This window comes from Clostridium sp. AF28-12, from assembly GCF_003435225.1.
GTDB lineage: Bacteria > Bacillota > Clostridia > Lachnospirales > Lachnospiraceae > Pilosibacter > Pilosibacter fragilis.
This window is the reverse complement of the sequence record NZ_QWGJ01000029.1, coordinates 448-15011: the sequence shown is the minus strand read 5'-3', so window position 1 is coordinate 15011 and position 14564 is coordinate 448. Positions and strand designations below refer to the sequence as shown.

Here is a 14564-nt window from a genome sequence, read left to right as displayed (position 1 = left end):
AATTTCATCGGCTCTGCGTCTTAAGCGTCTGGCTCTTTGATGACAGTTATCTTCAAGTTGTCAACTTTAATCAATCTTTCTTGTCTGCATTTTGGACAATAAAGGGGATAATTCTCCAAAACAGTGTCCTTCCTAATTTTATTACGGGTTTTGCTCCCACAAACAGGACACAATATCCATTCGCATTTCATCATAATTAGTCTCTAATCCTTTCAAATCTCATTTTATATGACTTTTGCAAGCTGTTAAGCTAACTTGTGGAACATATGCCGAACCTTATCTATACGGCTATTCGGGCGGCGGGGTTGGCAAATAAATTTACCAATAGCTGGCTGGTATCCTTTTAACTCTGTCAAGCAGACTCCCTGCCCATTTGTGAAATAAGTTAAATCGTTCCTGTATTCTTGAATACATCTAGCAGGGATTTCTCCTTTCAGAATGACCTCGTCATTCTTTATCTGAGTACTTACAATATCTGCACAATACCTTGGAGCATCATGATACGCCCGTGAGAGATATTCCTGCGGTGCATAAATTTCAAAGTGGAGATATGGCTCTAATAGTTCTGTCCCTGCTTTTTTTAAAGCCTGCTCCAATACGATAGGGGAAAGCAGCCGAAAGTCTGCGGGGGTACTTACAGGACTATAATACAATCCATATTCAAAACAGATTTTACAGTCTGTCACTTTCCATCCATACAGCCCCTGCTCGCAGCCATAAAGAACCCCCTCCATAACCGCATTTTGGAACGATTGGTTTAAATATCCAAGTGAAACTCTGCTTTCATACTGCACTCCACTTCCAATAGGGAGCGGCTCTATGGACAACCCGACAGAAGCCCAGAAAGGATTTGGCGGGACTTCTATGTGGATGGTATATTCTGCTTTTCTAAGCGGTCTTTCCATATATATAACAGTAGGCTCTTTTATTTCTGCCTCCACATGATATTTTTCCTCAAGGATGGCACAAATGACTTCCATCTGCACTTTCCCCAAAAAAGAAAGTATAATCTCATGCGTTGTAGTATCCACATAATATTTTAAAAGAGGGTCGCCATCTGAAATTTCTGTAAGTGCCCCAAGCAATATTTCCCGCTGTTCAGATTTCTTTGCTGCAATCGTTGTTTGGAGCATAGGGAGAGGATTTTCAATAAATTTTCTCTGCGGCAACAGTATTTCGTTCCCCAAAATACTGTTTAGCTGCAAAACATCATTTGGTAAAATTACAATATCACCAGAGCAGGCTGTATCGGATGAACATAATTCACCGTTTGTCGGAACACACATCTCTGTGATTTTTATTTTCTCTTTTTCAGATATTTTAATAACATCCCTCAAATGCAATGTTCCGCTATATATACGCACATAAACAAAACGCCGCCTTTTCTCTGAATATTCAATCTTAAAAACCTGCCCGCATAGTTCAGATTGACCTTCAGGCGTTGATGAATAAAACTTACTGGCAATCACTTCTATAAGCTGCCGAATCCCCAGATTGTTTTTAGCGCTTCCGTGATAAACGGGAAATAACGTTCCGTTTTGGAATCTCCTGTTTTCTTCCTGTTCCAGTTCTGACATTTTAAACGGTTTCCCTGACATATATTTCTCTAATAGTTCATCGTTTCCCATAATTACCGCATCCCACTGTTCCATATCGTCATTGTCCGTTACATTTATATGAGGATGCTGCCCAACCTTTTGCTTCACTATAATTTCCGAAGAAAGCTTTGCTTTCATTTCTTGATATACCATTGGCAAATCAATCCCCTCTTGGTCAATTTTATTGATGAAAAAAATTGTCGGAATCTTCATTATCTGTAGTGCATGAAACAGTATACGGGTCTGTGCCTGTATGCCATCCTTTGCAGAAACTAATAATACTGCTCCGTCTAATACGGATAAAGAACGGTATACTTCCGCCAAAAAATCCATATGGCCTGGCGTATCTATAATGTTGACTTTTACATCCTCCCACTGAAAAGATGTCACTGCTGTCTGGATAGTGATTCCCCTTTGACGCTCCAAATTCATTGTATCTGTCCTTGTTGTGCCTTTATCTACGCTCCCTGGTTCTGCAATTGCACCACTGGTATACAATAAACTCTCCGTTAATGTTGTCTTTCCTGCGTCAACGTGAGCCAGAATGCCTAAGTTAATTATTTTCATGTGATTTTCCTCCTATCAACACCCAAAAAAGGGCATAAAAATACCCAGTGATAAATACTCCTATCACTGGGTAAATAACTCCAATAGCCCCAAAACACTTATATGTTTTCGGGCATATAAAATTACATGATAAAAGTATTCTTAAACTGGGTACAAAAAACTAAGCCCCATATTAAAAGTGAAACGGGACTGCTACTTTTTGTTCCCACTATCAAATTGACAGTTTATTTAAGAATACCTTGCCGCATATTTATTAACTCCTTGTGTAATACTGAATCTAATTATATTCCTTAACCCTTTATTTGTCAAGCTGACAAACTAAAGCAGAAAAAGCGGCAGGATTTCCCCCTGCCACTAATCATCTGTTTATGCAAAAATAATTTCCTTTTCCACAATCTCCCTCGCACAAGCCCTTATGTTATTGAGGCATCCTGTCCATTCTAAGGCGTTTTCTGCCTTTAGCTGTTCCGTTATGCCCTGTGCCTGTTTCATACCCTCTATGAGCCTTTCAAAGCGTTCCTGTGCCTGTCTGTTGATGTCGGCAAGGTAGGCGTTTAGCCTGCCGCTTGTAAGAAGATTGGTGTATGTAACTTTACGGTACTGTTTTAGATAATCTAAATGCCGTTGCCCCCAGATGCCTATTGCCTGTTCTTCTTCGGCGGGTACAGTTAAGCACGGTATCAAATAATCCCCTTGCCTTTCGTATTTGCCGCCCAGTTCCTCAAATAATGATTTTGCCATTGTCTGTTACCTCCACATTCTTTTTTATTTTGAATGTCCGCAAAATCCGTCCTACATCTCCCGGTCTCCACGGACAGTCCAGGTCATGAAGTGCCACCAGACGGTCCTGCACATTGGTGCCTGCGCCCATCTTGGCGGTGCTGCCCAAAAGGACACGCACCTGACCGGTACGGACTTTAGAGAACAACTCCTTTTTCCGCACTTCGGTGTTGGCTTCATGGATAAAAGCGATCTGGTCGGCAGGCATCCCCTGAGCAATGAGTTTCTGACGAATATCGTCATATACCGTAAAGACCGGTTCCTGCTCCGGCAGAGGCACAGCGCCTTCCAATGCGTGAAGCAGTGGATTATCCAGCGTTTTCGCCGCCTTGCTTGCAGGAGCTTTTGCCTGCGGTGTAGAAATGTCGCAGAACACCAGCTGGGTCAGCTTGTCAGCTTTGCCATCCCGCCAGATCTGCATGATGTTGTCCACGCACTGATTGACCTTTGTGCCAGGTTCATCCGGGAGCATCTGGTTGACGATTCTCTGGTCCAGGCCCAGCTTACGGCCATCCGAGGTAATCTTGAGCATATTGTCCTGGGACGGGTCCACAGTTCCGCTGTGTACCAGCGATGCGCGCTCCGAAAGGGCCTTGACCATTTCCTGCTGATGTTCGGTAGGCTGCGCCACGATGTTGTGGTATTCCACCTCCGGGGTGGGCAGGTTCAGCTGATCGGCAGTCTTAATGTCGGCCACTTCTTTGAACAGGTTCATCAGCTCCGGCAGGTTAAAGAACTTGCTGAATCTCGTTCTTGCCCGGTAGCCGGTGCCTTCCGGTGCCAGCTCCAATGCTGTGACGGTCTCTCCAAATCGGGAAGCCCAGCAGTCGAAGTGGGTCATGTTCAGCTCTTGCAGGCGTTCATATTGAAGATAACGCTGCATGGTGTAAAGCTCGGTCATGGAGTTGCTGACCGGTGTGCCGGTGGCAAAAATCACGCCACGGTTTCCGGTGATCTCATCCATATAGCGGCATTTGGCAAACATATCGGAGGATTTCTGTGCGTCCGATGTGGAAAGGCCAGCCACATTCCGCATTTTTGTATATAAAAACAGGTTCTTATAGTTGTGAGCCTCGTCTACGAACAATCGGTCTACACCCAGCTGCTCAAAGGTTACCACATCGTCTTTTCGCCCCTCGGCTTGCAGCTTTTCCAGTCTGGCTTCCAGAGATTTTCGGGTACGCTCCAGCTGCTTGACGGTAAAACGCTCGCCGCCGCTGGCCTGCACCTCTGCGATGCCCTCAGTGATCTCGTCGATCTGCTCATAGAGAAGCCTTTCCTGGCGCTCCCGGCTGATTGGGATACGCTCAAACTGGCTGTGTCCCATGATGATGGCGTCGTAGTCACCCGTCGCAATACGAGCGCAGAACTTCTTTCGGTTATGGGTTTCAAAGTCCTTTTTGGTGGTGACCAAGATATTGGCGGAAGGATAGAGCCGCAGAAACTCCGAAGCCCACTGCTCGGTCAGGTGGTTTGGCACAACAAAGAGGGATTTCTGGCACAGTCCCAGGCGTTTGGCTTCCATCGAAGCAGCTACCATTTCAAAAGTTTTGCCTGCGCCTACTTCATGTGCCAACAGGGTATTTCCTCCATACAGCACATGGGCGATGGCGCTTTTCTGGTGTTCCCGCAGGGTAATGGCCGGGTTCATGCCCCCAAAAGTGATATGGCTGCCATCATACTCGCGGGGGCGGGTGGAGTTCATTTCCTCGTTGTACTGGCGCACCAAAGCCTGGCGGCGCTCCGGGTCTCTCCAGATCCAGTCCCTAAAGGCTTCCCGGATCGCCTGCTGTTTTTGAGCCGCCAGGGTGGTCTCCTTGGCATTCAGCACCCGGCGCTCCCTGCCGTCTGCATCCTCCACCGTGTCATAGATACGGACATCCCGCAGGTTCAAGGAATCCTCCAAAATCTTGTAGGCATTGGCACGGCTGGTTCCGTAGGTGGTATAGGCTGCCACATTGTTCTGGCTTACAGAGCTTTTGCCGGTGATCTGCCACTCTGCTGTAAACGGGGTGTAGTTGACCTCGATACTGCGCTGGAGATAAAACGGCGTGTCGAAGGTCTCATACATAAACTGCTGGATGTACTCTTTGTCGATCCAGGTAGCACCCAGACGCACCTCGATTTCCGACGCATCCAGGTCTTTGGGCTGGGCAGCGGTAAGGGCCTCCACATTGACTGCAAAGGAAGGGTCCTGCTGTGCGGCCCGCTGCGCCTGACGCAGTTTGCGGCGTACATTGCCGGAGAGGTATTCATCAGCAGTCACATAATGGGGCGTTCCGTCCTGCTCCAACTGTCCCGGTACACGGAAGATTACGCCTTGCAGCTCTCCGGCCAGTTCTTCTTTTGTTTTTCCGGTAAGCTGGCTCATATAGTCCATATCCACGCAGGCTTTTTCCGAGATGGACACCGCCAGTGCTTCACTTGCCGTATCCACCACAGCCACCGCCTGATGGGGCTTGATGGTCCGCTTGGTGAACATATCTGCCTTACGTTCCAGTTTCCCGTCCTCGTCGATGACTTCCAGCGCACAGAGCAGGTAATAGGAAGAATCATCTGCATAGGCCAGACGGTTTGCACGGTCATTGATGAGACCGTATTTGGAAGAAAAGCTGTCATAGAGGCTGTTCAGTTCCGCCTGCTTCTCCCGAATGGTGCTGTCCGGAACCGCTGCATCCATCTGAAGGTCGATCAGTTCCTGCACACAATCACGCAGTCCCACAAGACCTTTTACGCGGGCTTCTGCGGTGGCGTTGAGGTCAGGGCGCACCATACGGCTGTTTTCCCGGTAATACACCTGCCCGTCTACAATGGCATAGGAATAGTTCTTCACATTGGGGTCGGCAGAAATGGAGGTGTCAATAGCTTCGCCTTCGCCCAGCTCCGGCAGCTCTGCCTCCTGATAAGTGCCATGAATGTACTTCACAGCATCATGCAGCTGGTCGGAAAGCTCCAGTCCCTCGATAGGGTTCACGGTGTAATCCATACCATGAGCAGTGCTTACCGGCTCCTGTCTGCCCAGCACCATTTCCGGGTGGTCGATAAAATACCGGTTGATAGCAAATCTGTCCTCCGTCTGTCCGGTTTGAGTCCATTCCGGCACAATGTCCAGCGGGCGGTCCCGCTTTTGGAGGAAGATGATGTCTGATACCACCTCGGCACCGGCATTCTTTTTGAACGCGTCATTCGGCAGACGGATAGCTCCCAGCAGCTCAGCACGCTGGGCAAGATAGCGGCGCACGGTGGAATCCTTGGCGTCCATGGTATATCGAGAGGTCACAAAAGCTACCACGCCGCCGGGACGCACCTGATCCAGTGCTTTGGCAAAAAAATAGTTATGAATGCTGAAATTCAGCTTGTTGTAGGCTTTGTCGTTGACCTGATACTGGCCGAAAGGCACATTACCGATGGCAAGGTCAAAGAAGTCACGCCTGTCGGTGGTCTCAAAGCCGCCTACTGTGATGTCCGCCTTGGGATAGAGTTGTTTTGCGATGCGCCCGGAAACAGGGTCCAGCTCCACGCCGTACAGACGGCTGTTTCGCATTTTCTCCGGCAGCATACCGAAGAAATTGCCCACACCCATAGACGGCTCCAGAATATTTCCGGTCTCAAAGCCCATGCGCCCCACCGCTTCATAGATTGCCTGGATAACCGTAGGGCTGGTGTAATGGGCATTGAGGGTGGAGCTTCTGGCGGCGGCATATTCCTCCGGGGTCAGCAGCTCTTTCAGCTGGGTATACTCGGAAGCCCATGCCGGTTTCTCTGGGTCAAAAGCATCAGGAATACCGCCCCAGCCCACATAACGGGAAAGAATCTCCTGTTGTTCGGGGCTTGCCTGCTGTCCGGCAGATTCCAGCTCTTTCAGCAAACGAATAGCATTAACATTTGCCTGGAACTTGGCTTTTGGACCGCCTTCGCCCAAATGCTCATCGGTAATGCGGAAGTTCTGTGCATTGCGGCGCAGGTTAGCCTTGTATTCCTCATAGGAGGCTTCCTCGGCAGCTTTGGCATTGGGGAAGGTCTGCCACTGGCCGTTGACCTGAATGGAAACCGGGTGTTCATCCAACACTTCCTCAAAGGTTTTTTCCGGCTCTGTTACAGGGGCTGGCAGCTCCGGCTCCTCAATATGCAACCGTTCCACCACCACATCATAAGGTAGATGGTTCTTATCGCCCGAATAGACGGCCACGGTCTCGGAATGAAAGGCTGGGGATTCGGCAGACGGTTGGGGCTGTTCTTGTCCAAAGCCATCCAGCTGACGGGCATACATCCCGCGCAGCAAAGGCGCAACCTCATCCCAGCGGAAATACAGCACAGCCAGACGCTTTTCCTCTGCATCCATGACTTCCAGTTCTATGCCCTGTGCCGTGGTACGGTAATCGGCAATATCGCCGGTCTCCAGATTCAGTGTCTCAATCTCACCGGAATAGGCTCTGCTCAGCCAGTAGGCGATCTCGCTGTTGCTCCTGCCGGATTGCAGCAGCGTGGAAATCTGCTTTTTATCCGCTTCATCCATCAGTCCATGAGCCAATACATCCCGCAAGTCCTGATCTGCCTTGTCCGGGTCAATGGGAAGAAACTCGGTATAGTAAGCATTGCGCCGGTCTGCCCGAAGCAGCTGCTCGAACTGTTCTTTGCGCTCTGCCCGGTAGATGGGATATACCATTCCGGTGGGCAGAAGCTGTACGGTGTCCTCCCGCAGCTCGGTGATCTGATAGGCGTCATCCTCGATATACACGGTATCGCCCACGGCATAGACCGGGGCGGCTGGGTCATAGGAGGTTCTTTGCGGAATTGGGCGGCGAACTGCGTCATATTCCTCATCGGAAATGGAAACTTTGGAAGTCTGCTCTGTCTCGGCATCTGCGATCTGCTCGGCATCTGACATCACCTGTTGGATAAACGGATCATTGTCCAGTTTTTCCGGGTCTGTCACCTGTCCGTTGACGATTCCTCTTTCTTCCAGAGCTTCCCGGATGGCGATGGGGTCGATGTCGTCAAAACGGTCCTGTTCTTCTTCGGTATAGAACCGGTCCTCCTGAATGAGCTGGGCAATCCGGCGCTGTACCTTCGGCCAGGGCAGCTGCGTTTCCTCCGGACTGCCGGCACGGACAACGAACAGGCTGTTGCTGTTACTGCCGCCGTATTCCTGAGCCAGCCATGCGGCGGTATCTTTTTCTCTTGCATGGTCTTTCATATAGCGGACAACAGCGTGTTTACTCTCGATATTGCCGTTCCATGCACAAAGGGCAGTATCAATATCTTCCTGAGAAAGAGGGCGCAGAAGCTCATGGAGCTTTGGATAGGTCTCGTCGATCACTTCCCGGTGTAAACGCTGACGGAACTCCGGCACATCCGAATAGAGTCGGATCAGCTCCATATCCTTAGAACCAAGGACTGCACGGCGCACAGCGGCATTACCCTCGATGACAGCATTTTCACGGTCAGAATGACCGCAGGCATTGCGATATGCGGTATCCTCGGAAATGGCGGCAGTCACCACAGGCTTATACTGCTCAAACTGCTCCCCAAGGGTAGGCTTTGGCGTTTCTTTCTCCACCTCCGGCTGCTGTGCTTGAATGGCATCTTCTTCTGCCAGTTCCTTTTCAGCCTGGATTTTGTCATACTGCGCCTGTTCCTGTTCGGTAAGATAGCGGTCTTTCTGGACAAGTGAGGTAATGCGCTTGGCAACCTTTTCCCAGTTCAAGTGAACATCCGGGCAGTCCTGCTTTTTATAGTGCAGTCCTTTCCCATCGTGATCTTCGCCGCTGTGTGTTGCGCCGGACAGGGCATGAGAGCGTCCGCCAATGCCATACTCGTCTTTAAGGAATCTCACTTTTTCCTTATCCGTATGGTTTTCCATGAAGAACGCATAGATACGGCCTTTTCCTCCGGCAAAACTGCTTCCGCCGGTCATGGCGGCGTCGATCTCATCCTCGGTAATAAAGTGCTGGACGGTTGGCACTTTGGAAAGCTCTGAAGAAAAGGTCCTGCGGGGCAGGTCAAGGTCCTTCAGGTTCTCCCAGATCTCCCTCGCTCTATGATAGTGAAAACGCAACAGGTCACGGTCCTGCTGATAGGCAGTCCAGAAGGCAGCGTATTCTTCCTTGAGCGTCTGGCGGAAAGCCGGGTCACTCAGCTGCTCCGTCAGGCGGCGGGTCTCCTCTGGGAAACCATTGCCTTTGATCTCTGACAGGCAGGACAAATATCCGGCTTTTCTGGCGTCCTCACTGAGATCGTGATACAGATGCCAGAGCTTTTCCGAGAGGAGGGAGCGTTCATAGCCTGCCGCTTCTGCAAGCTCCACATTGGAGGCAAACTGACCACTTTCCAAAAGCTCCCCGATACGCTCTGCGGCGCTCTCCCAGGAAATGACCTGGGCAGACCTGTCATAACGGACAGACTTCCCGTGGGAAAGATGGATACCATCCTCGGCATACCATGCGCTCACACTGCCAAGGCCATTGCCGCCGTGGTACAGCGTTTTCAGTATCTCGGCAATCTCAGCGGTGGTTTTCTGCTTTTCAAAGGCTGCAACCACACGCTCCCTTTGACGGTCTGTATTGCCGCCCAAACGCAGCACATGGTCGATGTCATTTTGGGCAAAAGAAAAAGCAGAGGATGTATGCGCTACATTCTCTGCTTCATCTATGGATTGGATCTGTTCCGCTTCGGAGAGGAACAGGTTTAGGGTCAGCTGTTGATAAGCTCCGCCATCAGGATTTCTTCGGCCTGAGCTTTGCAGGTGTTCATCAGCCCCACCCACTTCATGGGATCGCTGGCTTTCAGTTCCTCGGTGGCTCCCGCTTCCTTCGCCAGCTGGGGCATCATCTGCTCCAGTCTGCTCTGGGCGGTCTCGTCGATCTCCAGAAGGTGCGGGTACAGCTTCTCGCTCAGCAACATCTGGTTGTAGAGGATGGGACGGTGTTCCTTCAGGTAGGTTTTCCTCATCCTGCCGTACTTGCCCAGGGGTTTCTCCGGCTGCGGGCTCAGCTTCAGGTCGGGAATCAGATAGTCTCCGTTCTGGATATAGGTCATGGGATTGTTCATCTTGTTTGCTCCTTTCTTGGTTGGCTTCGCGCTCTGCATTTCGGACGGTAACGCCGATCTGCCGCAGCACCTGCTGGTTGATCTGGCTGACCGCTGTTCCCAGCGCTCCGATAGTTGCCGGAGTATTGAAATCAAAGATCGCCATGAAATCTTCGTGGTCGAAGTAGCGTTCCGGTTCCAGTCCACAGCGGGACATCAAAGCATAAGTGATACTGACGGTGGCTGCTGCCTTGAACTGTACTCCGATGTTAAACTCATCATATTCCTCCAAAAAGGAACCGTCAACGATATAGAAGAAGTCCTGCTGATGCTCCGTCCAGTATTCCTCAGCCAGTTTTCCGGCTACCTCGGTGAGCTGTCCGGCAAGGTCATCACCGGAAACATCATAGGTGCGCTCAAGCATGGCCTGCACCGAATCCAAATGGCTCTCCTCCAGCTGCCACAGCCAGGGAGTGCGGGAATGTTCACGGGTTCCGGTGTCGGAAATATCAAAAACATAGCGCAGGCGGGGCCTGTCCCCGGAATCGTCCACCAGAGCAATCCCTTTGGAACCGCGCCTTACATACCGGCCCATCTTTTCATTCCACAAATCGTACTCTGCACAGGCGGTGGCGTCCGGACGCTGGGCGTAGATCATCAACTGCTCATGGAACGGGTACTTGTAAAGGCGGGAAGCAGTGGTGAGAAACCCTGCCCATTCCTGCCAGCTCCCCGTGAGCTGCGTTGTTACCTTCTCCGCCATCTGTGCATATAGTTCAGCTTTGGTTGGCATGGTGTTCTGTCCTCCTTTCGGTTTTTGGGTAAAAGAAAAGCAGGAAACCGAAACGATTTCCTGCTAAGTAAAACTGTGAGTATTAAATTATTATTGGTTATATAAACTGGAATTGCTCAATCTTTTTTCTCCGTTAGGAGAATATACAATCCATAAATAAAAAGAACAAGGAATAAAACTGTAGGAATCAATACTCCATTTTCTAAAATACTTACAATCATTCTTCCAGGTGGCGTTACCCATGCAGTTGCCGGATTTTGCATTGCCACTATTATCATTCCTACAATACCAACAACGCCACTCAATGTTAAAAAACCACCTTTTATATTTCTATTCATAATCATTACCTCCGCATATCAAATTCCCAGTTTGTTGCTTACATTATACCTCATTCATCCCTCCAAGCATAGTAGGAGTTTGTAAAGAGTTGAGAGAAACCGCCTTCCCATCGAACAGTTTCTCTCACTATGTCATCCCGACACGATAAATTTACTGGTCAAAATCCGGATACAACTCCAGCTCGGCAAACTCGGCATCACTCATGGCCTGGAGCTTGCCCAGTGCGCTGTCTGTCAACTCCCGCAGCTCGGTTTCCTCCGGGGCCAGCTCGCCGCGCATCTCACGTAGGCTGTCGATCAGTCCGGTGCGGCTGCCGGTATTGTAAATGCACATCAGGTTCATTTCCTCAAAAGTAAAGTTTCCCATATCAAATCTCCCTTTCCGCACTCTTTTTGGGCGCTGTCTTTTTGTGTTCTGCCTTGGGCTGGCTTTTCAGCTGCTCCATGACGGACTTTTTCTTTTCCCGTTCCTCCCGATGGGCAGCGGTAGCCAAATCCATGAGGGAAATGGGCTGACCGTTGCGGGCCTGCTGTTCCAGCTCTGCCACCGTAGGCTCTTTTGCGCCATTGTTGATGATACCGTCGATCATGCCGTAATCGTCCTCCACGGCCATCTCCGCATTTTTCAGCGGATTTTCCGGCAGGAATCCGGGGATCTGGGTAAAGCCAACACTGTCACAGTAATGATAGGATACCTTACCGTCCTGCTTGATCGCAACGATGTCACTGACACTCATAGAAGGACTGTGAAAATCCGCCGGCTTTTGCAGATTAAACTGCTCATATAGTTTTTCCAGCTGCTCCGGTACCGTGCCAGACTCCCTCAGCGGAGCTGTGTAAATGAGGTCATAATTGCTGCGGTCTATGGAAATGTCATGGGACTTTAACCAATCCAGATTCATAAAGCGCACATTCTGCGGATCGTCACGGCTCACCTGATAGATAGCAAAGCAATCTCTGTTCTGGGATAGAAATGCCTGTTCGCGTTCCTGCTGATGTTCCTGACGCTCCATGACCTTTTCGTGGAACTGAGGGCTTTTCTCCCATTCCTCACGGTCCACGCCAAAAAGACCGCCATGATCCATGATTTCCTGCGGGTCAAACACCATGCTCTCCGTATTGTCCTCATGCAGCACATAGACAGTCAAACCAGCGGCATCCAGTTCCAGCGCCCGTTCTCTGGTAACAGGGAGCATCCCATCATAGGAGTATCCGTATTCCTGCATATCCGGTGTAGAGACCTGCTCATCCGGCGTTGGGTATTCATCCAGCGCCTGCTCCTGTGCTTCCGGCAGCTGGGAAGAAGCAGCCATCTGACTGGCCTCTGCCTGCATCTGTTGGTAGACAGCTTCCTGCAAGGTCTCAATCATGGACAACGGTGCGTATTTTACAGAGTCTCTGCCCAAATCGTTGTCATCACAAATCTGGAGAACTGCCTTCATGCGAGAAATCTCCGGCATATCCAGCTGACCACCATCCAGCTCTTTCATGGACGCGGCATCGTAAAGGGTATAGTCCCAGCCGCTGTCACAGGACTGGATATGAAGATAGGTGGCATCGTCAATCAGAAACAAAGCCTCCTGCTGATTGGCGTCCGCCCCCAGCACTTCCATTTCCGGCATTGCCGCAGCCAGTTCCTTTACCGCTTTTTGCACCAGAGGATTATCACGGTAATAGTCGATTGCCTGGATGGTGTCCAGGTCAATGGTCTGGCCGGTCAAAATCGGAAAAGGTCCTTCATAGTCGCTTCCGTCTTTCAGCTCAAAACCAATGCCCTTGATCCCGTTCATTCGTTCTGCCGGAATCTCCTGATAAATGCGGATTGCTTCCTCCAAAGACAAGTTATCGTGGTATTCTCCGAGGTTTGGAAATTCCATGCACTCTGCTACATAGTAAGTCAGATTGCTGGTTGGCTGCTCTATCGGGGCGGTTTCCGGCTCTGCCTTTGCATGGGGATCAATTCCACGCTCTTTGCAGATTTCCTTATAGTGGCGCTCAATGTCGGAGATCAAAGTGCCGGATGTTTTGTTGATGGTCTCCAAACTGGCTCTCAGCTCTTTCAATTCCTTGCCCTGACTCCAACTGGCAATATAGCCAAAGCTGTTTTCTCCTGTCTCGATGCCAAAATATTTGCAGACTGCATAGGAGATGCTTTCAGCCTCCACTTCTTCCGTGTGACGATCTTTCCTCTGTTTCTGCAAAAACTGGGAGAGGGTAGAAAAGCCACCGGTAAAATTCAGCCCTTTTTCCTCGGTCAGCATCAAGCGTCCATCTTCCGTCAGTTCCAACGGCTCTGTCATCAGAACGGAGCCTGCATGGTTTACAACCACTCGTTCTTCCACACAGACCGGATCTCCATGATCGTAGTCAGAACCGCGCAGGTCATAGCAATAAACGCCCTCTGGCAGATTATCACGGGCAATCCGTCCGTTGGAGAACAGACCGGGTTTATCAAACAGCTCGATCTCCTGATATTGCTCGTCATTGGCAATCTGGATCTTTTTCTGATTGTGGAGCTTGCTGTGGGCAATCTCGTGAACCGTGGCCGAAACCGTCTGCACCTCGCTCATGCCCTGACGAACGGCGATTTTCTGATGATCGGCAGAAAAATAGCCGTCCGTATCGGCGGCCATTGCTTCAAAAGTAATCGGCACCGGTGCGCTGCGGCGCAGGGCCTCCATGAATGCCTCATAATTTGGCACATTGCCGGAAAGGGATGATGCAAGCTCCGGCAAAGGTTTCCCGTCGGTCTGGCTCACATCAAAGACCTTGACCGGACGAAACATGGGGATCTCGATTTCTTTTTCCTCTGTAACGATCTTTCCGTCTTTATCCAAAATCGGAGCCTTGGTATCCGGGTCCAGCTTCTGCTCCTCGATTTTCTTCTTATACGGTGTCGGGGCAATGATGGTAATGCCATGCTCGCCCTTTTTTACATGACGCTCAAACTGGTCTTTCCACTTATTGTATCCGGCTACCAAAGTGGCGTCCGGCTTCTGCATATAGATGAGCATGGTGTTGTTTACCGAATAGCGGTGAAATCGGGACATGACGGACAGATAGCGCATATACTTTTCGCTTTCAAACAGTTCTTTGATGCCCTGCTCGATGCCATCAGTGATTTCCCTTAGCCGTTCTCGGTTGGTGGGTTTATTCTCAGCCATGATTTTCAATCTCCTTTCCAAGTGTGTGATTTCTGCTGTGTGTTCTGCAATCCATGCCTTTTGTTCTTCTTCACTTTCATAAAGAAAAAGGTCCAGCAGGTACTCTACATAGGTTTTCTTCTGGATTGCTTCCACAAAGCGGGGGTGCGGTTCTTCCTCCGGTGTCCTGGGAGAACGGTCGGCTTCCCATTTTTTCAGCAGATAGTAGTAATCGGACAGTACGCGGTAACAGCGCTGTCGATTCTCCCGAAACTTCTGTGCCTCGGTTTTTTGCCGGACATATCTCCTGCGGGGC

The 14564-nt window shown here is 50.1% G+C and carries 9 protein-coding genes; 1 reads left to right on the top strand and 8 read right to left on the bottom strand.

Features of this window, described 5'->3' with window-relative positions; all coding sequences use genetic code 11:
• Positions 1 to 20: 20 nt before the first annotated feature.
• The 5 genes from DWY93_RS15650 to DWY93_RS17660 all read right to left on the bottom strand — a co-directional run bounded on the left by DWY93_RS15650 (position 21) and on the right by DWY93_RS17660 (position 9995).
• The gene (locus tag DWY93_RS15650; RefSeq protein WP_002779755.1) at positions 21 to 194 is read right to left on the bottom strand and encodes a cysteine-rich KTR domain-containing protein; all 174 of its coding nucleotides are present in this window, start codon (positions 192 to 194) and stop codon (positions 21 to 23) included.
• Between the two features lie 51 nt (positions 195 to 245).
• Positions 246 to 2165 carry a tetracycline resistance ribosomal protection protein Tet(O) gene (tet(O), locus tag DWY93_RS15645; RefSeq protein WP_117472616.1) on the bottom strand — a complete coding sequence of 640 codons (1920 nt, stop codon included), beginning with the start codon at positions 2163 to 2165 and terminating at the stop codon, positions 246 to 248.
• A 366-nt stretch (positions 2166 to 2531) separates the two neighbouring features.
• A complete protein-coding gene (locus DWY93_RS15640; RefSeq protein WP_001129922.1) occupies positions 2532 to 2906 on the bottom strand; it encodes a TnpV protein in 375 nt (124 codons plus the stop codon).
• Positions 2887 to 9519 (bottom strand): SNF2-related protein, encoded by a 6633-nt coding sequence (locus DWY93_RS15635; protein ID WP_242990717.1) that lies wholly within the window; start codon positions 9517 to 9519, stop codon positions 2887 to 2889. The genes DWY93_RS15640 and DWY93_RS15635 overlap by 20 nt, the downstream gene beginning before the upstream one ends.
• 119 nt (positions 9520 to 9638) lie before the next feature.
• Positions 9639 to 9995, bottom strand: coding sequence for a TnpV protein (locus tag DWY93_RS17660; protein WP_242990714.1), 357 nt, complete (start codon positions 9993 to 9995; stop codon positions 9639 to 9641).
• On the opposite strand from DWY93_RS17660, the gene DWY93_RS17655 reads away from it, so the two are divergent.
• A complete protein-coding gene (locus tag DWY93_RS17655; protein WP_242990711.1) occupies positions 9982 to 10749 on the top strand; it encodes a hypothetical protein in 768 nt (255 codons plus the stop codon). The two genes, DWY93_RS17660 and DWY93_RS17655, sit on opposite strands and share 14 nt — an antisense overlap.
• A gap of 134 nt (positions 10750 to 10883) precedes the next feature.
• On the opposite strand, the gene DWY93_RS15630 is transcribed toward DWY93_RS17655, so the two are convergent.
• From DWY93_RS15630 to DWY93_RS15620, 3 genes are all read right to left on the bottom strand, one after another.
• Positions 10884 to 11105 (bottom strand): peptidase M50, encoded by a 222-nt coding sequence (locus DWY93_RS15630; protein WP_117472612.1) that lies wholly within the window; start codon positions 11103 to 11105, stop codon positions 10884 to 10886.
• A gap of 151 nt (positions 11106 to 11256) precedes the next feature.
• Positions 11257 to 11472: a transposon-transfer assisting family protein gene (locus tag DWY93_RS15625; protein ID WP_002576226.1), complete on the bottom strand. Its 216-nt coding sequence runs from the start codon at positions 11470 to 11472 to the stop codon at positions 11257 to 11259.
• A gap of 1 nt (position 11473) precedes the next feature.
• Positions 11474 to 14564: LPD28 domain-containing protein (locus tag DWY93_RS15620; RefSeq protein ID WP_242990710.1), on the bottom strand; the 3091-nt coding region annotated here is incomplete at its 5' end.